Below are 18,268 nucleotides of genomic sequence, written 5' to 3'. Positions count from 1 at the left end.
CCGCGCGAGAGGGATTCGCGCAAAGGCACGCACAAGGTAATGCCAGCCCATGCCGGGAGGAACGACGTGATAGGTCAAAAAACTTGGAAATCCGATTCGCTCTGAGTGAAGAGAAGAGGCCCCAGTTTGCAAAATGGCTTTACACTCTCCGAGAGAGCTACGGCCAGCGTTCGACGGCATAGGCCGGGGAGGTTCGGGGGAGCTGCGTCGCTCCTGGTTGAGAGCCGGTCCATTTCTCCAAGTAGCCCTTGCGCCCCAGGACGATGCAGACCGGCACGGTGCGACCATTGGGGAGCTGCGCCTCGGTGTAGCGGCCCACGGCGACTTCACCACTCGTCCACAGATAGCCCGAGAGCAGCGTGCCCACCGGCAGCCCTCTCAAATCGCTGAGGCGCACCACCCCGGTCACTGGGCCATCGGCGTAGACTCCCGACTCCCCCATCGCACCGGGCTGGCGCCTATCCAGGGTGAGCATCACCGAGTCGCCTGGATCCAAGCGCAGCCCGTTCTTGCGCTCCCAGTTGAACATGGCATCGCGCGCCTCGGAGGGGCAGTCAGCGGGCTCGGGCCTCACCTGGGCCCCCGGGCAGCCCAGCTGGAGAGCTGCGGCAGCAGTCGCACCCGCGCACGTCTTGAGGAAGGTCGCCCAGGGCGACGGGGGCCAACTCGGACGCGCGGCGGGGATCTTCGGCTTCCCGACGGTGGATTCAGCGGGGAGGGGCATGGGTGATGGAGCGCGCTTCACGGGAGGGCTTTCCTTCTGGACAGGTGCGGGAGGGGGCAAAGCTACCCCAGGGGGCGATGCGGCGGGCACCGGAGGCGCGGTGGCGGCCATCGCGCCGGTGCCTGCGTCCCGCGCGACGGAAGGCGGGGCGGGTGCTCGGACATCCGGAGCCTGCGTCATTGGAGGCGTAGAGGGGCGCAGCAGCGCGTAGGCCGCCAGCGCCACCACGCCGAGCACCATCGCAGCCACCGCACCTACCCAACGCCGCCGTGGGGGACGGGGCGCCACCTGCGGTTCCTCCTGCGGCGCGTCGGGAGCGAGCAGGAGGTGCGGCGCGGGTACATGAAAGGGCACCACCCACTCACCGCCCTGTTGCGACAGCAACGCTTCCAGCTCCCGGCGCATGACTTCGGCCGTGGGTGCTCGCTTCTCCGGCTGGCGGGCAATGAAGTGCAGGGTCGCAGTGCTCAGCGGCTCAGGCACTCGTGGGTTGAGGGTGTGTGGCGCGGGTGGCGGCCACTGCCCCCCCACCAGCACTCGCGGCGGCTCGCTGGCTGGCTGCGCATTCGTCAGCACGTCATAGAGGCAGATGCCCAGCGCGTACACGTCATCGGTCGCCTTGAACTCGTAGCGCGCGCCGTGCTCATCCCCATGCTCGCGCAGGAAACGCGACGCCTCGGGAGAGCGATAACGACGGGTGCCGGGCGGCAGCGGCGTGTCCGTCAACTCCGGCGCCAGCGTGTAGTCTCCCGCGCTGAAATCCAGGATGAAGGGCTCGCCGTCCGAGGCGCGCACGAGGATGTTGCCCAGCTTCAAGTCCCGGTGAAAGACGCCCCGAGCGTGCAGGTGGGCCAGCGCTGCCGCGAGCTTGGCGAACACGCGCACCACCTCGCGCGCCGTCGGGTGCATCTTCTCCAGCCACTCGCCCAGCGTGTAGCCCTCCACGTAGTCGAGAACGACGTAGAGCCAGCCCTTCGTCAGGTCAGGCCAGCGCCCGTGGGCGTGGACGCGCACGATGTTGGGATGGCCGCTGACCTGGACGAGGCACACCATCTCCCGCATGAGCCGCGCATCCGCCTGCTCCGCGTCCCCGCTGCTGGCGCGGTGCATGGCGATCTTCATCGCGAAGCGCTGGCCGTCCTTCTCCACGAGGTAGACGGCGCCGTAGGTGCCCGAGCCCAGCAGTCGCAGCAGGCGCCAGCCGTCTATCATCTGCCCGGGTTGCAGGTGCGCCGGACTTATCGCGGTCAACATGGGAGTCGGTTCTAAAACGCGAAGCGTGGGATGAGAAGGCGCCGGGAGCCCTCGCTGTCACGCAGCTCCAATCGTAGGGCCGCACCATCCGGCCAGGTTGGGGCTCCGGTTTCCACCACCACGAGGGCCGTCCCGCCCGGCTCAATCCGCGGCTCCCGCATTCGCACTGCGAGCACGTTGATGCGCTCGCCGCTCGCAACCGTGGCGAGCCGCGCCTCCGTAGGCGTCCAGGGCCCCGCGCCGGTATTGCGAACGCGCAACGCCACGGCGGCCCACTCGCTCGCCCGGTGGGTGACAACCTCCTCGGGCATCAGACGGTCGCTGCCCTCATCCTTCGTTGGGTCAATCTTCCCAGTCTGGACGCCCTTCGAGTTCAACAGGCCCGCGAAGATCATTCCGGCCGGGCCGCTCGCCGCGCTGCGCACCCGGAGCGCTTCCAATTCAGCATCCTTGGCTGCACACGCGGCGCGTACTTCGTCCAGCTCAGCCTGCACCGCCTCTGCCGTGCGTGGCAGACGCGACACCATCACTTGGCCGTCCACCTCGGCGGCGTGCGTGACGAGCGAGAACACGACGCGGGGCGGGGCCAATCCGTCCGCAAAAGGCACGGTCAGCTCCACACTCTGCCCGGACGCCACCTCCATCGCCGGCCGCAGCACGACGGTGCGACTGGTGACCTCGAACAGCGCGAACCGCTCTTTGGGAGCATTGAGCGTCACTGAGTCTCGGTCCACGGGCGAATCGAACTCCAGGGTCGTGAGGTAGTCGGGCGCGACGTGCAATTCCACCGGCTTGCCGGCCGTGGCAACGGAGAGCGCCACGCGACGCCGCTTCAGCTCGCGCCCGCGTGTGGCGTCCTGGGCCAAGGCCTTCGCGCCCAGCAGGGGGACAGACAGCAGAACGAGCCGACGTGGGACAGAAGGCACCGGCAGACTACCTCCGAAGAACTTCGCCCAACCTAGCAGGTGACGCGAGTTCCGGGCGCCTTCGCACCTCCCACCGAAGGGGGCCGTTTCGGCAAGGTTTCGTGGGGTACGAACGGCGAAACCAGCAGGGTCCACGGTTTTTCTGGGAAAGTTTCCCAGTGTGTACGACCGCCGAGCACGGTCCCAGGTGGCCTCGCTGCGGAAATCGGAACCGGGGGGGGTCTCCAGGTCCGTCCACCGCGAGAGCAGGCTGCGGAATGCTAGGCCCTTTGGGTTGCGAGCGAGCGGAGCACGTTCGCCCATCGGTGCCAGTGCCCGTGAACCACCGGCCAAAAAACGCACGCATTTACCGCGATGGGAGAAACAACAAAAAACAAACATGATTGAAGTTCTCGAAAAGTCCATTCCTCACGTCATCGCAGCGCTCACCCAAACCGGGCCTGATGGCCTCACCGTGAAGGAGCTGCGGGGGCACCTCGGAGCGGGTGAGCAGTTCACTCGACGGGCCCTGACCCTTCTGCTGGCCACTGGAGCGGTGCGCGTGTCCCATCGTCACAGGCCCGGCGTGCGCGGTGCGGTGCCACGCGTCTACATGCTCGGCGACCCCAACGCGCTGACGCCGGTCGCTACGCCTGTCCCACGTCGCGAGGGGGTGACGGAGTGACTGACGCAACTCGTATCTCCTTCCCCTCTCTCTCTATTTTCCTTAAGGAAGAGAGAGTTCCGTCACTCCGTCACGTACAGAGTGAAAACCCCAGTGACGGAGCAATGACGGAGCCCCAGCGCGTTGGGACTTCCGTCACAGCTCCCCCCATGCCGTCCCATGTTGACGAGGGAAACCTCGCGTCGGGGCCTGTGCAGGTGCCCGCTTCCTGGACGGTCTGCCTGACTGACTCGCGCTTCACGCCCGGGAGTCTGGATGTCGTGGAGTTCAGCTCAGCGGGCGAGCTGATGGCCGCTCTTTACGAGGTGGCCGCCGCTCCGCTCGTGCGCCCGGAGAAGGACGGCCGCGCCATCATCCCGGCCAAGCCGCATCCGCCCCGCGCCGATGGGCTCTACGAGGGCAAGGACGGGCAACCGACGCCAGCGCCCTACCGCCGCAACGCGAACTTCTCTCACATTACCCTGGCCATCGTGGACTTCGACGGTGAAACGCAGGCCGCGCTGGATGCATGGCTTGCGAGCCTGCGCCGCCGCAGGTTGTGGTTCCTCGCCTACCCAACGCACTCCTACGGGCGCACCGCGAAGCCCATCCGCTACCGCGTCGTCTTCCCGTTCAGTGAACCCGTGCCCGTTGGCTCGGCGAGCCGCTGGTCCGAGCGCCTTTGGCCGCGCCTCATGCAGTGCGTGGGGCTCGGGGGCCTGACGGAAGCCACGTTGAAGGCCGATATCTCCTGCAAGGACGTTGCGCGGCTCTACTACCTGCCAAGCTGGGACCCTTCCAATGCGCTGCCACGTCCAGCCCCGGAGCACCACCAGGGCCAGCCGCTCGACGTGCAGGCCGAGTTCGGTCCCCTGCTGCGGCAGCCCTTCGCGCGCTACGCCGAGCGTCCCAACGAAGAACAGGTGGACGGCTCGCGGATGGCTGACCTCAAGGATGTGCGCAAGCGGCTCCGGCGCTTCAAGCGTCCCGACGCCGTGACGGTTCTCGCGCAGATGGACGCGGGCGAAGTGCTCATGCTCGACGGGCAGCGGCACCTGGGCATCAACAAGCTGACCGAAATGCTCGCCCGCGTGGCCACGCCCGAGGAGAGTTCGGCAAGCCTCCTTGAAATCGCGCGCCGCTCGCTCGATGCGCTCGTGCGGCTGGAGCCCTCCCGTGACGTGTGGGGTGAGGCGCTGCGAGGGTTGCGTGGGGCTCGCGCCAAGCTCACGCAATGGGACCGCCAGAGAGTGGCCCAACGGGAAGCGGAGTACGCGGAATGGCGCCGTGCTCTGGGGCTGGCGGCCAGCGCGGGCCATCGCAATGGGGGCGAGCAATGAGCACGACCATCCATCCCGGTGACGCGCTGGCCCACGCAGCCGACACGGAAGCAGCGCTTGCCCAGGTCGCTAAGTTGCCGCTCGTGAAGGTCGTTCCGCTGGAGCGCTACCTTGCACGGCGCCACGATGGGCGCGGCTTCGCTCCGGAGTTCCTGACGCAGAAGGCAGCCGAGGACTACCTGATTCTGCGAGGGCTGGTGGACCCGCGAAATATGTGGCCGCGTGGAGTCAGCCCGTTGGCCGCTTCACCCAACGTGCCGGGTCTCTGCGCGGGCGTCATGGCCATTGAGTGCAAGCCGAACGCGCCCGATCTCCTCATGCGCAAGGACGAGACGCTCGCGGTCAACACCTGGGAGGCTCCTACGCTCGTGCCGGTTTCGGGCGATTGGTCCGACGTGCGCCGCGTTCTGCTCTGGCTCGCCGAAGACGAAGCCGGCCTTGACTGGCTGCTCAACTGGATCGCGTTCAAGGTGCAGAATCCGGGCTCCAGGCCGGGCACCGCCATCCTTCTGCAAGGGCCCCCGGGCTCCGGAAAGAACGTGCTCTATCGCGTGCTCGCGCACCTGCTGGGGCCCTCCAACTGCGTCCAGATTGGCGAGGCGGACCTGGCCAAGCCCTACAACCTCCACTTCGCTACGAAGCTCCTCATCTTCGCCAACGAGCTGCTCGACAACCACAAGCGTGGCGGTTCGCTCGGCGACGGGCTCAAGGCGATGATCACCGATAGCGAGGTCTTCCTGGAGAGCAAGGGCGTTCCCCGAACCCCAGCATCCAACCGCGCCGGGCTCCTCGCCGCTACCAACCGAACGAAGCCCATCGAAATCGAGGAGAACGACCGCCGCTGGACGGTGTTCCACAACAAGAACAAGCCCGCCGAGTATCAGCACCCGGACCTCGGCATGACGCATCGGGAGTTCTTGGAATCGCTGCACGCGCCCGGTGAGGACGACGCCTTTACGCCGGAGTTCATGCGTCAGGTGGCCGCCTTTGCTCACGCCATGGGCATCCGCGCCGTGGACCTGCGGCGAGTCAGGCGCCCTCACGCGAACGAGTCCCGCATGGAGCTTCAGCAACTCAGCGAGCCGGTGACGGAGCAGTTCCTGCGCGAACTCAAAGAGAGCCCAGATGGGGATGGGCAGCTTCGCGACTGGGCGATGAACAGCCCGCAGGCCAACGTGATGCACCGGGGCGGCGCTCAGGTGGGAAAGACCAAGGCGTTCACGAACGACGCGCTGTACGCGGCGGTCTGCGGCTTCTGCCGTGTGGTGGGGCAGAAGCATCCGCCTCAGAAACGAACCTTCCTGGCCGCGTTGAAATCGGCGGGCTGGACTGAGCAGCGCGACAGCAAGACGCGGGGCTGGCTACCTCCGTGGCACCAGACGGGCGACGATGCAGCGGCGTTCGCAACGAAGGTCGTTCCTCTCACGGGACCACGTAGCGCTGCCGGGGTGAGCGCTGGCGCCTCGCACTCGTCAGCGGAGCCCACGCCGGGCCACGCTACGCCCACCAACGGGAGCGGAGCCACACGATGAACGTGCCCACGGCAGCGGGCTCCAGCGCGCCCGAGTTCCTGACCGTCGAAGAGGCCGCAGCACTCCTGCGCGTGAACCGGAAGACGCTCTACGAGTCGATCCGGCTCGGACAGGTGCCCGGAGTCCTCCAACTCGGACGTTCCATCCGCATCCGCCGCGTCGTCTTGCTACGTTGGATGCCGGGTCACAGCGGTCCTGCGCTCGGAGAGAAGCGATGAGCGTCAGGCTGCGGAAGTGGAAGACGAAGGAGGGCAAGGTGCAGGAGGCGTGGTGGGTGGACGTGAAGTACCAGCACCCCAACGGGAGGGTGGAGCGAGTCCGCAAGGCATCGCCCATCAACACCCGCCGGGGCGCTGAAGAGTACGAGCGTCAAGTCCGCCAAGCCCTCCTGACCGGCACCTTCGGGAAGGAGAAGCAGAGCGAGCCGGGCTGGGTCCTCACCCTCGGAGAGTTCGTCCCGCGCTTCATCACGTACAGCGAGAACAACAACAAGCACTCCAGCGTCGTCACCAAGCGGCAAATTCTTGATGACCACCTGCTCCCCGTGTTCGGGAACATGCCTCTTGACGCCATCGGTCCAGCGGAGATCGAAGACTTCAAGGCCGCGATGCGGAAGAAGCCTGCGGGCATTCCCGGAAGGAAGGACGCCCCCTCGAAGGATGCCCTGCGCAAGCGCAAGGGGGCCGGGGTGAAGCTCCTGAGCCTCAAGTCCATCAACAACGTCCTGACCGTGCTGCACAAGTTGCTCGCATTGGCCCAGGAACAGGGCGTGCTCCAACACGTCCCGCGCGTGAAGCTCTTCAAGACGGACAAGCCCGCCTTTGACTTCCTCACCTTCGAGGAAGCCGAGCGCCTGCTCAACACCGCCGAGCCGGAGTGGCGTACGTTGGTCCTGTTGGCGCTCAAGACGGGGCTGCGGCATGGGGAGTTGATCGGGCTCCAGTGGAGCGACGTGGACTTGCAGCGCGGCAAGCTCCAGGTGCGGCGCTCCATCTGGCAAGGAGTGACGGGGCTGCCCAAGGGCGGACGGGGACGGACGGTGGACCTTCCCGGCTCGGTGGTGGGCGCACTCAAGGGGCACCGGCACCTGCGCGGCCCCTACGTGTTCTGCCAGCCGGACGGCCAGCCGCTCACCGCGAGCATGACGGAGCACCGGCTCTCGCGGGCGGTGAGCCGGGCGGGCATCAGCCGCGAGCAGGGGCGCATCACCTGGCACGACCTGCGCCATACCTACGGCAGCCACCTCGCCATGAGGGGTGTCCCGCTCAAGGTCATCCAGGAGCTGATGGGCCACGCCACCATCGAAATGACGATGCGGTACGCCCACCTCGCGCCGGAGGCCCGGGAGAGCGCGGTGCAGCAGCTCGACCGGCCAGTGCCCCACCAGCTCCACGCCGCTCCAGCCAACGACGCCGGAGGGGCACACTGAGGGCACATGAGGGGACGGAGGAAAAAGAAAAGCCCAGCAACCCCTGAGGATTGCTGGGCTCTCAATGGCGAGGAGTACGGGACTTGAACCCGTGGCCTCAGGCCGTGGCGGACTTCACCGCCGGGAGCAGCGCGCCCGAATCGATGAGATTGCTCACTGCCTCGATGTCCTTGTGCAGCTCGCGGTCCCGGTCCATGTGAGGAACCTTGCTGCGCACCAGCTCATACGCCGCCAGCGCGCCCTTGCCAGGCTTCACCGGCAGCCGGAAGTCCAGCGCCTGCGCCGCGCACAGCACCTCAATGGCCAAACACGAACGGGTGAAATCACTCACCTGTCTGCCCTTGAGCGCCGCCGTCATGCCCATGGACACGTGGTCCTCGCGGCCCGCAGACGACGGAATCGAGTCCACCGACGCCGGGTGGCTCAGCACGCGGGACTCGGCCACCAGCGCGGCGCTCGTCACCTGCGCAATCATGAAGCCCGAGTTCAACCCCGAGTTCTTCGCCAGGAACGCCGGCAGCCCCGACAGCGACGGGTTCACCAGCTGCTCCACGCGCCGCTCGCTGATGGACGACAGCTGCGTCAGCGCCATGGCCACCACGTCCATCGCCAGGGAGATGGGCTGCCCGTGGAAGTTGCCGCCCGAGACAATCCGCTCCGTCTCCGTGAACACCAGCGGGTTGTCCGTCGCGCTGTTCACCTCCACCTCGAGGATGCGCCGCGCGAAGGCCATGCCCTCGCGCGCCGCGCCGTGCACCTGCGGCATGCAGCGCAGCGAGTAGGGGTCCTGCACCTTGCTGCAGTTGACGTGCGTCTCCACCAGCTCGCTGCCCAGCAGAATCTGCCGCAGGTGCGCCGCGCAGGCCTTCTGGCCCGGGTGCGCTCGCACGTCGTGAATCTCGGGGATGAACGGCTTGTGGCTGCCCAGCAGGCCCTCCAGCGTCATGGCCCCCGCCACGTCCGCGATGTCCGCCAGCGTCTCCGCACGCAGCTGAGCATAGAGGAGATGAAGCGGCCGGCCAGCCACAGACGTGGAGGGAGGCCCACCGAGCCCTAGATTGCCGCGGCGGAACAAGACCGCCGAGGTAGGGGGAGTGGGCCATGGAGTTCATCGGCACCGACGTGCACAAGCGGGACAGTCAGGTATGCATCCTGTCGGAGGAGGGCGAGGTGGTGCTGGAACAGCGCCTGCGCACGCAACGGGAGCGGTTGGGCGAGCTACTGGGCAAGCGCCCCAAGGCACGGGTCCTGCTGGAGTCCTCGACCGAGAGCGAGTGGGTGGCGCGGTGCCTGGAAGAGCTGGGGCACGAGGTGGTGGTGGCCGACCCGAACTACGCTGCCATGTACGCCACCCGCAGCCGCCGGGTGAAGACGGACAAGCGGGACGCCCGGACCTTGGCGGAGGCGTGCAAGCTGGGGGCGTACCGGCCCGCGCACCGCGCTTCGGACGAGAGTCGGCACCAGCGAGCCCAGCTGGCCGTGCGCGAAGCCCTGGTGCGCACGCGCACCCGGTATATCTCCCTGGTGAGCGCGCGGGTGAGGCGCGAGGGCCTGCGAGTGGCGGACGGCGGGGCGGAGGCGTTCGTGGCACGGGTGGCGGCGCTGGCCCTGCCGGGCAGGCTGAGGGCGGAGGTCGCCCCGCTGCTGAGCCTCATGCTGCACCTCAACGCGCAGATTGCCTTTCTGGACGGAGTGCTCGGACGTCTGGCCCGGCAGGATGCGCAGGTGGCACGCTTGTGCACGATGCCCCAAGTGGGGCCGGTGACAGCGTGTGCCTTCGCGTCCGCGGTGGATGACCCCACGCGCTTCTCGGGGCCGCATCAGGTGGAGGCGTACCTGGGCCTGGTCCCCAGCGAGAGGAGTAGCGGGGAGAAGCAGCACAAAGGCCCCATCACCAAGGCAGGCAACGAGCGGGTGCGCTGGTTGCTGGTCCAGGTGGCCCTCTCGCTGCTGTGGGGGAAGAACCCCCAGACGGCGCACCTGCGAGAATGGGCCGAACGGATTGCCGCCAGGCGCGGCAAGAAGACAGCCGTGGTGGCGCTGGCGCGACGGCTGGCTGGAATCCTCTTCGCGATGATGCGCGATGGGACGGAGTACCAACCGCCGAAGCCAGCAGAGATGGAGGCCGCTGCATGAGGTCGTCCCCGTCAGCCGCCTGACGAGCAGCGACCTCTCCCATAGGTTTCGATGAGCGGGTGAGCGCGTATTCGCCCTTGGCCAGCAACTCAGGGCCGCCGTATAGAGGGCGCCCCCGCTTTCGAATCTCCCCATGCGTCGGCGGCACCGCCCGCCCCAAGTCGAGCGCGAACAGAAGGCTGAAGAAACCTCGCGGAGAGGGGCTTGAAGTCAGGTGGCACGCAGGAGGCGATTGCCTTTGGGCCTCCGCGGTGGCGCGGGGCAGAAGGAAAGTATTGCTTGAAAGCGTCTGTTGTTGAAAGTGAGACGAGGCAAGGTGCCTGATTCGGGGGCCGCTTCACAGAAGGGCGAATGGGAGGCCTGTTGAAGGTGAGGGCTGGTGTACAGGGGTCGAGGAGAGCCGCTGAAGGGGACGTGTAGGCTGTGCGCCAGGCCGGTGGAGAGACTGCTCAGCCCCCTCGGGGTACACGCCTGCCCAGGCCGCCCTCCCATGAGGGGCGCGGCGGGGGCCAGGGGCCTCTTGGCTGTCTTGAGCTTCAAGCTGTCTTGAGCCTCAACACCCCGCGGCCGGGGGTGGCCCTCGCTCAGGGGGCCCACCGCGTACTCGCCGTGGGCAACCCCAGGTGCTCCACAATCGCTCTCACCCCTCCTGCTCCCTTCACGGACGCCAACACCCTCAAGCCTGCCTCCGCACCTCAAGCAACCGAACACGTCCAGGGCGAACGCCCTACGTAGCAGCCCGGCCCAGTCCACTCGGAGTGGGCGCTCACGAAGGAGTCGACCTGGCGCGCGAGCCGCTCCTTGTTGGCGGTGATGCCCGTCACGCAGTTCACGCGCAGCGTCGCCATGGCGGCGGTCATGTACTTGAGGTCCTCGAACAGCACGTGAGCCATGACCGGCCCGAAGGCGTTGAGCTGGAACTGTCCCGCCTCCGCGGCCATGGTCAGCGTCACGTCTCCCCCGGCGACCACGAAGGCCACCTCGTTGACGACCTCCGGGATGACCGGGTTCACCTTGCCCGGCATGACGCTGGAGCCCGCCTGCCGGGGCGGGAGGTTGATTTCGTTGAAGCTCGCCTGGGGGCCGGAGCCGAGCAGCCGCAGGTCATTGCAGATCTTCGAGAGCTTCATCGCGCTGCGCTTGAGGGTGCCGGACACCTCCATGAAGACGCCCACGTCGGTGGTCGCTTCAATCAGGTCGGGCGCGGTGACGATGAGGCGCCCGGTGATGTCCGCCAGGTGCCTGCGGGCCGCCTCCGCGAAGCGCGGGTCCGCCGCGATGCCGGTGCCAATCGCCGTCGCCCCCAGGTTGATCTCCCCCAGGCGGCGGGTGACGTCCGTCAGGCTCGCGTGCTCCTCGGCCAGCGTGACGGCGAAGCCTTCGAACTCCTGCTGGAGCGTCATCGGCACGGCGTCCTGCAGCTGCGTGCGTCCAATCTTCACGATGCCCGCGAACTCCTGCCCCATGTCGCGGAACGCCTGCTCCAGGCCCCGGTTGGCGATGACCTCGTTGAAGTTCATGTTCGTGGGGAACACGGGAGGCCCGGTGGGACGTGCCCTCCGGGGAGGAGGGCTGTCCACCGGGCCTCCCTGGTGGCTACGTCACTTCACGGTGAGGCACTTCGCGGGGCCGAGCGTGGCCTGGAAGTACGGCGTGTAGAGGTCGGGCGCGAGCGTGAAGTTGCAGGTGTTCACCGCGTCCGGTGACAGGCCCTGGTGCTCCTGCATGTAGCGCGCGACGTAATCCCGCACGCCGTCCGCGGAGGACCACAGCAGGAGGCCTTCCTTGAACATGCTGTACCCGCCGCCGCCACCGCCGCGGTAGTTGTTCACGGCGATGCGGAAGACCTGGTCGTCCCGGACGTCCTGGCCCTGGAAGCGCAGGTGCGTGAGCCGGGAGCCCGCGGGCTTCGTCAGGTCGTAGCCGTACTCGATGCGCGAGTAGAGGTCCCAGTTGTAGTCCGCGACGACGGGCATGGTGGCCTTCGCGTCCTCGGGCTTCGCGGGCAGGTTGGCCGCGTCGAGCTGCTTGAAGTACAGCGTGTTCATCTCCAGCGCGCGCCGGAGGATGGAGCCGTTGATCTCCATCACGTACAGCGTGTTGTCGTAGATGTAGACGCTGTAGGCATCGCGCAGGGTGACGTCCCCCGCCGGCAGCGCGACGTTGTTGCTGAACAGGGCGGTCGCGGACAGGTCCACGGGGAAGCCGGCCTCTTCCGCGGCCTCCTCCTGCACGGTGTTGAGCAGGTCCGCCAGCGGGCCGTCCACGTAGCGTCCCGCGAAGCCGCCCGTGAAGGCCGCGGTGGTGCTGCCGATCTTCTGGTTCACGTAGGCCACCGTGGTGTCGTGGTAGGCCTGGGTGAGCTGCTTGACGGTGGCATCCTCCGCCACCTTGTCGTCCACCGCGAGGAGCTGCGAGTCGTGCGTGTCCACGCCCCAGCGCCCGTCGTTCCAGGTGACGTTGAGCTGCACGTGAGCCAGGTGGCTGCCCCAGCGGTTGGGCTGCGTGAGGAGGACCTCGCGGCCGTCCTGGTTCTTCAGCAGCATCTTCGGGATGGGCTGGTGGGTGTGGCCGGTGAGGAGCACGTCCACGTCCGCCACCTGCTGGGCGATCTGCACGGCCTCGTTCTCACCGGGGAGGTTGCCCCGGTCGGTCCACTTCGTGGCGTCCGCGTAGTCCGCGAGCCACGACTCGGGGCTGGTCGCGCTGCCGACGGGCTGCTTGTCCGGGCCGCTATGGATGGCCACCACCACCACGTCCGCGCCGGCCTTCTTCATCTCCGGCACGTAGGCCTTCGCGGTCTCCAGCGGGTCATCGAAGCGCAGCCCGGTGATGTTGTCCTTGCGCTCCCACGTCGCCACGCCCGGCGTCACCAGGCCGAGGATGCCGACCTTCACGCCGCACACCGTGGTCATCACATACGGGGTGAAGGCCGCGGAGCCGTCCGCGCTCTTGCGCACGTTGGCGCCGAGGAGGGGGAAGTTCGCCTCGCTCTTGAACTTGTTGAGGACGCCCTGGCCGTAGTTGAACTCGTGGTTGCCCAGGGCCATGGCGACGTAGCCCAGCTCGTTCATGGCGGTGGCCATGGGGTGCTTGGGCGCGTTGTCCACCAGGGCGTAGTAGGTGCCCAGCGGCGAGCCCTGGATGGTGTCACCGGTGTCGACGAGCAGCGTGCAGTCCGGGTTCTTCTCCCGCTCCTGCTTGACGAGCGTGGCCACCCTGGCGAGGCCGCGCTTCGCGTCCGGTTTCCCGGTGAAGTAGTCCCACGGGAAGATGTTGGTGTGCAGGTCGCTCGTCTGGAGCAGCGTCAACGTGCGCGGCGAGGTGTCCACCGGGGTCGGAGTGGGAGGCGGGTCATCGTTGGAGTCACAGGCGACGAACAGCGAGCAGGCGCCCACCAGGGACAGGGTGCGCAGCGTGCGCGAGGGAACAGCGAAATGCATCAGGGACCTCGATGAAGGGTGCTGCCGGGCAGCACTGCCCGGGACTGAGCACCCTACCGTCTCCCTCCGACGCGCTTCTGAATTCGCTCGCGGCGCAATTCATGCCGCGGGGCTCGTCCATTAGCGCGGCGCCTCGTGGGCCACGCTCCTCCCCTGCTCCCGTCAGGTGCGGACAGGCCAGGGCATCACAGGGCGCGTGGATGCTCCGGCGTCTCGACCGCAGCTGCTGACCCGAGACCTCATCCCATTGCTCACGTCCCCCGGATTTTCGTACCGGGTCAGATTCCGAGAAGGTCATGCAGCCGAGCGACCTCGAGAGAGGAGGCGGCACACCCCGCGTCTCAACCTACGGCGCGCGCTCGTCTTCGAATCGACTCGAGGTCGCGCGAGCTCAGCTCGGGCCGGTGTTTCTCGAGCAAGGCTTCGAACCTGCCCTTCTTCTTCAATGTCGTTCGCAACTCGACAATTACCGGATTGTCGATCGCCTCGACGCGTTCGAGCGCATCGGAGAGCGCCTCGGCGTTTCCGACCATCGCGTGCGCGAGGAGCCAATACGCTGCCCAATGCGGGTGCGAAACGAAGTGCTTTGCTTCCTTCGTGTACACGCGCATCGGCGAAGCGTCGCGGGCGGTGAGCACGATCGCGTCAACCGGGTCGTCGTGATCCTCGCGATCGACTTTGTGAACGAGCTGCGCCAACCAGATTCCACGCCGGTAGAGGCGTGCGAGCTCGTTCGCGGCTGCGTTCGACTTGCCGCCTCGCTCGGAAGCACCCCGGGTCTTCAGCAAGGCGCGAATCGACGGAGCCTCCCACGCGAAATCGCCGGGCTCCTCGTCGGCTGGCGACACGTCGTTGAAGAGAAAGGACGCGACGGGCGAGGTCTTCGCGCCGATCCCCCAACCGGCGACGAGATAGGCGCCCGCATCGGGGTCGACTCCAATCGGTACCGCTCCGCATAGAAATGCGACGACCGACTCGCGCATCTCTCGAAAGAGTAGACGTCTCGGCGGACGTACCGCACAAATGCTCCACGACGTACCGCTTTCCTCGAGGAGGCTGCCGACCGCTTTCCGAAAACGGAGTTCGGCGGCCGCCGTCGCGTAGTCGATGAGCTCCGGCGAGGCATCGATGCCCCGCGCCGCAAACGCATCCGGACCCTCGGCTCTGGGTTCCTCGAACGCGCGCGCAGGTTTGCCATCCCCACTGGCGAGCAGCGCGTTGACAATCTCGTGGAGCTTCATGAGGGCGCTTTTGCAGCGTCGCCCCTCACGGAGCAAGCGAGATCGGCATTGGCGTCACGCATAGGAGGGGCAGGGGCACTGCTGCGTGCGAGGGAAGGGCATGGTGCGGCAGCGGAGGGGCTGACTGGGGCCCCCGGGCCGTGAGCCGGGCGGGCTGAGCGGCCGTGCAGCCGACTTGGGGCACACCAAAACCTTACCCAACGTCTGCTCAGGGCAAGGCGGGTTGCTGACCTCGATGATACGACGGCCCGGATCGAGCGCGCGCTCGCCTGGCTCCGCTGAAGCGCTACGAGGCAGGGAAGCGGCTCACAACCGCCCGCCAGACCGGGCAACCAGCCCTTGAAGGCCGATGCAGCCTGGCTCGGCGCCGCCGGCTCGAGACATTTATCGTATATTTCATGTGACAGCTTGCATTCCAAATGGGGGCTCCGAATGGAGCGGCGTGAACCAGAAAGCAGTGTCCATGCTGTGCAAGCCAGCCAGACCGGAACTCCGGTGGCTGGCCACCCGCCTGCGCCATCTCCACCCATGCCGGCCCCCGCTGGGCCCTCCGCCAAGGAAGCCGCCGCGGGGATCCTCAAGGAAGAGCTGCTTCTCATCGGTCTACTGGTCCTGCTGGTAGGACTCGTATCGTCGCGCGCCTATTACGGAACCTTCGGCGTCAAATACCAGTCCCTGGACCTGCCCCACTTCGTCATCCGAGGACTTACGACCGTCGTGGAGCAGCCCTTGCTACTGCTGCCGTACGTGGCGGCACTCGGAGTCGTCGCCTTTTTCGGCGCGGGGTCCACCGGGCGAGGCACGCTTCGAAAGCTGCTCGCCTACACTTGCATCCTGGCAATCATTGCCGCATCTGGCGGGCTTGCGTACTTGACGGGGTACCGCGCCGCGCTCCGCGACATGTACGACGAGACAAGCGTGCTCCCCCGCGTCCTGGCGCTCGAGGGTCCGGATGCGACGGTCACCCAGGGCCTCATCCTAAAGGATGAGCGAACACGCATCCTGCTCTCGGGAGACGACTTCATGATTGTCTTTACCGCACACGCTGGCGCAAAGCAGGCAACTCCCAGCCGGAAGGATGACTTCCGCCCCACTCTCTACTGGGTGAGCAATGAAACCCTCAAGACTCTTACGACGGACCCTTAGCGCCTACCTGTTCCTGCTCGGAGCCCTGGCATCAACCGGTGGAGCGCGGGCAGACTCCGTTCGAACCCTGACCGGGGTGAACAAGGGAAGAGTCGTCTCCATCGACAAGACCGGCGTCGGCTTTGCTTCCGCCTGTGACGACGCCCGGATGACGGTCATCCACGATTGGACGTCGGTGAAGTTCGACTCCGACTGCGAGAACTACATCACCAAGGACGACGCGGCAGGCGTCGGCGGCTCTGGCGACTCTCTGCCGGAGTCATTGCTCGACACGGGCGAGACAGCCACCGGGGGCACCGGCTCCGAGGAGCCCACCGTTCCGAATGAGGTGGAGCATCAGCGGCGCCAAGCCTGCTCCTTCGTCATCTCACGCCACGAGGGCGAGCCCATCAGGGCCCGGGACGTTCAGCTATCGGAAGACCGGTCGAAGCTGCACCTCACCTTCGCCCAGGGCTCGAGGCAGTCCCTCCGCCGCGAGGAGATCCGTCTGGTCCGGCTCGACTGCTGAGACTGGGCGGCTCGTGGGGGTTCCAGGTATCCACCCGGGCGGACCCTGCACCATGTCACCCCACCACCCCGAAGACCTCGCGCTGGCAGAGGCCGCGCGGCGCGGTGACCCCGAGCGGTGCGCGGCGCCGCTGCCTCGCGCCTATCAGTGGACGGACGGCTCGGCGTACGTGAATCACGTCGAGCTGGTGCGCAAGGCGGAGATGCCGGAGACGTTCTGGACCGACCACGGTCGAGCCCCTCCGCAGCGGCGCTCCCAAGACGCCGTTCCTCAAGCGTGGCAACCGGGTGCGTATCGAGATGCGGGATGAGGCCGGCAGCATCTTCGGAGCCCTCGACCAGGGGGTCGGAGACGAAGCCCGGGGTCAAATCGAACAAGCCGCACGAGGAGCACGCCGCTTCTGGACGAAGGTGCTCACCGCGGCTTTGAAGCAATCTGGCGCCGTGAAGAGCAGGAAGTGCGGCCCACCCTTGACGGTGAACAGGTTGACGCCAGCGGCTTCGGGCAGGAGACGGATATGGGCCTGGGCGCCAGCAAGGGGCGTCTTGGGGTCCATGTCGCCCTGGAGAACCAGCACCGGCGGAAGAGTGGCGGGAGACCGGCCGAACCACTCGTCGCGCGGATAGGCCAGTGACGTTCGACCGACGAGCTGACCCGGCAGGCTGCTGACGAACAGGAACCGGGCGGCCTCGGCCTCCACCTGGGCCTGGGTGAGGCCCGGCCGGGCGTTGTTCTCGGATGCGCTGATAACGCTGACGAGCGGGATGGAAAGCGATGACTGCGGGAAACGGCCGAACTGGTCGCCCAGTGCCTCCAGGTCCTGCTCGACCTTCCGCAATGGCTCGAGGTCTCCGCCTCTGAGGCCTGAGAGGACGAGGGGAATCCGCGCCCGCAGCTCCGGGCTGTCCAGCAGTGCTCCAAAGAAGAGTTTCGGACGCCCCCCGGGGACGGCAGCGGACACCTTCGGATCGTCGACGAGCCCCTGCATGGCGGTGACCGCCGAGTCCCCGAGACGCGCACGGCAGCCCGGGTCCGCGTCGCAATGCGCGAGAACCGCGCGGCCCACCTCGTCGACGACGGCCGAGCGATGACTGAGGTCCCATTGCTCGGTCGTTTCCGGAGGAACGAGGGAATCGAGCACGATTCCGTCGAGGCGCCGCGGCGGGGCGACCGTCATCATGCGCAACACCAGCTGCGTGCCGTAGGAGACCCCATAGAGCCACGTCTTCCGGCCAGCGGAGTATCGCTCCATCAGCGCGCGCAAATCGTGGGCGGAGTGGGTGATGGTGAAGGCGCGAGTGCGCTTGGAATCGGACTCCAGCGCCTCGAAGCAGGTCGCCCACTCGGCGCCTTCGAGCGCGGCGCCCCCCTCACTGTCGGCGGCCTCCTCCTTCTGGCAGAGCCGGCTCGAGAAACCCGTCCCGCGATGATCGGGCACCAGCAGGTCATATCCCGGGAAGGCGGCCCGCAGGGTCTTCAGCAGCGGGTAGAACGAAGCCCCTGACTCGCCGGGCCCACCCGCCACGAGCCAGACCTGCCCGGCCGACCGCCCCGGAGCCGGGAACTTGCGGACGAAAAGCTCGATCTGCTCACGGCTCGGGTCCGCGTAGTCCAACGGCGCGCTGAAGCGAGCGCAGAGGGAACCGGCGAGAGCGGTATCCTCCTTCGCGTCCGGGCAACCGACGAACCCATCGGCACGGGTCGCCGTGCCCTTCTCGGACGCGTGCGCGAGGCCGCCCAGAACGAGTGCACCCCAGATGGCGACCACGGCTGCGAAAGTGGGACACTTCATGTTCACGCTCCGAGAGGGCCCGGGAACTTCCCAGAGAGGACCCATGAGCGCAATTCAACTTGGATGGAGCCCGCCCCTCGTCACCAGGTAAATCCCAGCCGCTGAAGGGGCCGTGTGGGCTGTGCGCCAGGCCGCCCTCCCATACGGAAAATCC

13 protein-coding genes and 2 pseudogenes are annotated in these 18,268 nt (G+C 67.2%); 8 read left to right on the top strand and 7 right to left on the bottom strand.

What is annotated here, in order from left to right:
* Positions 1 to 157: 157 nt before the first annotated feature.
* On the bottom strand, positions 158 to 1,978 hold the full coding sequence (locus G4D86_RS39845; protein ID WP_163999532.1) for a serine/threonine protein kinase: 1,821 nt from the start codon (positions 1,976 to 1,978) through the stop codon (positions 158 to 160).
* An 11-nt stretch (positions 1,979 to 1,989) separates the two neighbouring features.
* Positions 1,990 to 3,207, bottom strand: a complete 1,218-nt coding sequence (locus tag G4D86_RS39840; RefSeq protein WP_240360744.1) for a DUF2381 family protein — start codon at positions 3,205 to 3,207, stop codon at positions 1,990 to 1,992.
* Between the two features lie 558 nt (positions 3,208 to 3,765).
* Between G4D86_RS39840 and G4D86_RS39835 the strand changes: the two genes are divergently transcribed.
* From G4D86_RS39835 to G4D86_RS39820, 4 genes are read left to right on the top strand one after another with little or no spacing between them, the layout of a single operon-like run.
* Positions 3,766 to 4,887 carry a hypothetical protein gene (locus G4D86_RS39835; protein ID WP_163999530.1) on the top strand — a complete coding sequence of 374 codons (1,122 nt, stop codon included), beginning with the start codon at positions 3,766 to 3,768 and terminating at the stop codon, positions 4,885 to 4,887.
* On the top strand, positions 4,884 to 6,419 hold the full coding sequence (locus G4D86_RS39830; RefSeq protein ID WP_163999529.1) for a primase-helicase family protein: 1,536 nt from the start codon (positions 4,884 to 4,886) through the stop codon (positions 6,417 to 6,419). Before G4D86_RS39835 ends, G4D86_RS39830 begins: the two co-directional genes overlap by 4 nt.
* Positions 6,416 to 6,637: a helix-turn-helix domain-containing protein gene (locus G4D86_RS39825; RefSeq protein WP_163999528.1), complete on the top strand. Its 222-nt coding sequence runs from the start codon at positions 6,416 to 6,418 to the stop codon at positions 6,635 to 6,637. The genes G4D86_RS39830 and G4D86_RS39825 overlap by 4 nt, the downstream gene beginning before the upstream one ends.
* Positions 6,634 to 7,848 carry a tyrosine-type recombinase/integrase gene (locus G4D86_RS39820; RefSeq protein WP_163999527.1) on the top strand — a complete coding sequence of 405 codons (1,215 nt, stop codon included), beginning with the start codon at positions 6,634 to 6,636 and terminating at the stop codon, positions 7,846 to 7,848. Before G4D86_RS39825 ends, G4D86_RS39820 begins: the two co-directional genes overlap by 4 nt.
* Before the next feature lie 97 nt (positions 7,849 to 7,945).
* Here the strand turns inward: G4D86_RS39820 and G4D86_RS39815 are convergent.
* A pseudogene (locus tag G4D86_RS39815) lies at positions 7,946 to 8,842 on the bottom strand (HAL/PAL/TAL family ammonia-lyase); the annotation flags it as partial.
* Between the two features lie 107 nt (positions 8,843 to 8,949).
* Between G4D86_RS39815 and G4D86_RS39810 the strand changes: the two are divergent.
* Positions 8,950 to 9,984, top strand: a complete 1,035-nt coding sequence (locus G4D86_RS39810) for an IS110 family RNA-guided transposase (protein WP_163999526.1) — start codon at positions 8,950 to 8,952, stop codon at positions 9,982 to 9,984.
* A 695-nt stretch (positions 9,985 to 10,679) separates the two neighbouring features.
* On the opposite strand, the gene G4D86_RS39805 is transcribed toward G4D86_RS39810, so the two are convergent.
* From G4D86_RS39805 to G4D86_RS39795, 3 genes are all read right to left on the bottom strand, one after another.
* Positions 10,680 to 11,564 carry a lyase family protein gene (locus G4D86_RS39805; RefSeq protein WP_240360736.1) on the bottom strand — a complete coding sequence of 295 codons (885 nt, stop codon included), beginning with the start codon at positions 11,562 to 11,564 and terminating at the stop codon, positions 10,680 to 10,682.
* Positions 11,565 to 11,585: 21 nt separating this feature from the next.
* Positions 11,586 to 13,427, bottom strand: a complete 1,842-nt coding sequence (locus tag G4D86_RS39800; protein ID WP_163999525.1) for a bifunctional metallophosphatase/5'-nucleotidase — start codon at positions 13,425 to 13,427, stop codon at positions 11,586 to 11,588.
* A gap of 341 nt (positions 13,428 to 13,768) precedes the next feature.
* Positions 13,769 to 14,668, bottom strand: a complete 900-nt coding sequence (locus G4D86_RS39795) for a hypothetical protein (protein WP_163999524.1) — start codon at positions 14,666 to 14,668, stop codon at positions 13,769 to 13,771.
* A gap of 528 nt (positions 14,669 to 15,196) precedes the next feature.
* Here G4D86_RS39795 and G4D86_RS39790 point away from each other — a divergent pair.
* From G4D86_RS39790 to G4D86_RS54365, 3 genes and pseudogenes are all read left to right on the top strand, one after another.
* Entirely contained in the window at positions 15,197 to 15,814 is a 618-nt protein-coding gene (locus G4D86_RS39790; RefSeq protein WP_163999523.1) for a hypothetical protein, read from the top strand.
* Positions 15,815 to 15,890: 76 nt separating this feature from the next.
* A complete protein-coding gene (locus G4D86_RS39785; protein ID WP_163999522.1) occupies positions 15,891 to 16,322 on the top strand; it encodes a hypothetical protein in 432 nt (143 codons plus the stop codon).
* Between the two features lie 124 nt (positions 16,323 to 16,446).
* Positions 16,447 to 16,548: pseudogene (locus G4D86_RS54365) on the top strand (fumarylacetoacetate hydrolase family protein); the annotation flags it as partial.
* 138 nt (positions 16,549 to 16,686) lie between these two features.
* Here the strand turns inward: G4D86_RS54365 and G4D86_RS39775 are convergent.
* On the bottom strand, positions 16,687 to 18,114 hold the full coding sequence (locus G4D86_RS39775; protein ID WP_163999521.1) for an alpha/beta fold hydrolase: 1,428 nt from the start codon (positions 18,112 to 18,114) through the stop codon (positions 16,687 to 16,689).
* Positions 18,115 to 18,268: the final 154 nt, after the last annotated feature.

Origin of the sequence: Pyxidicoccus caerfyrddinensis (assembly GCF_010894405.1) — a bacterium.
Classification (GTDB): domain Bacteria; phylum Myxococcota; class Myxococcia; order Myxococcales; family Myxococcaceae; genus Myxococcus; species Myxococcus caerfyrddinensis.
This window is presented reverse-complemented; position numbering and strand designations above follow the sequence as displayed.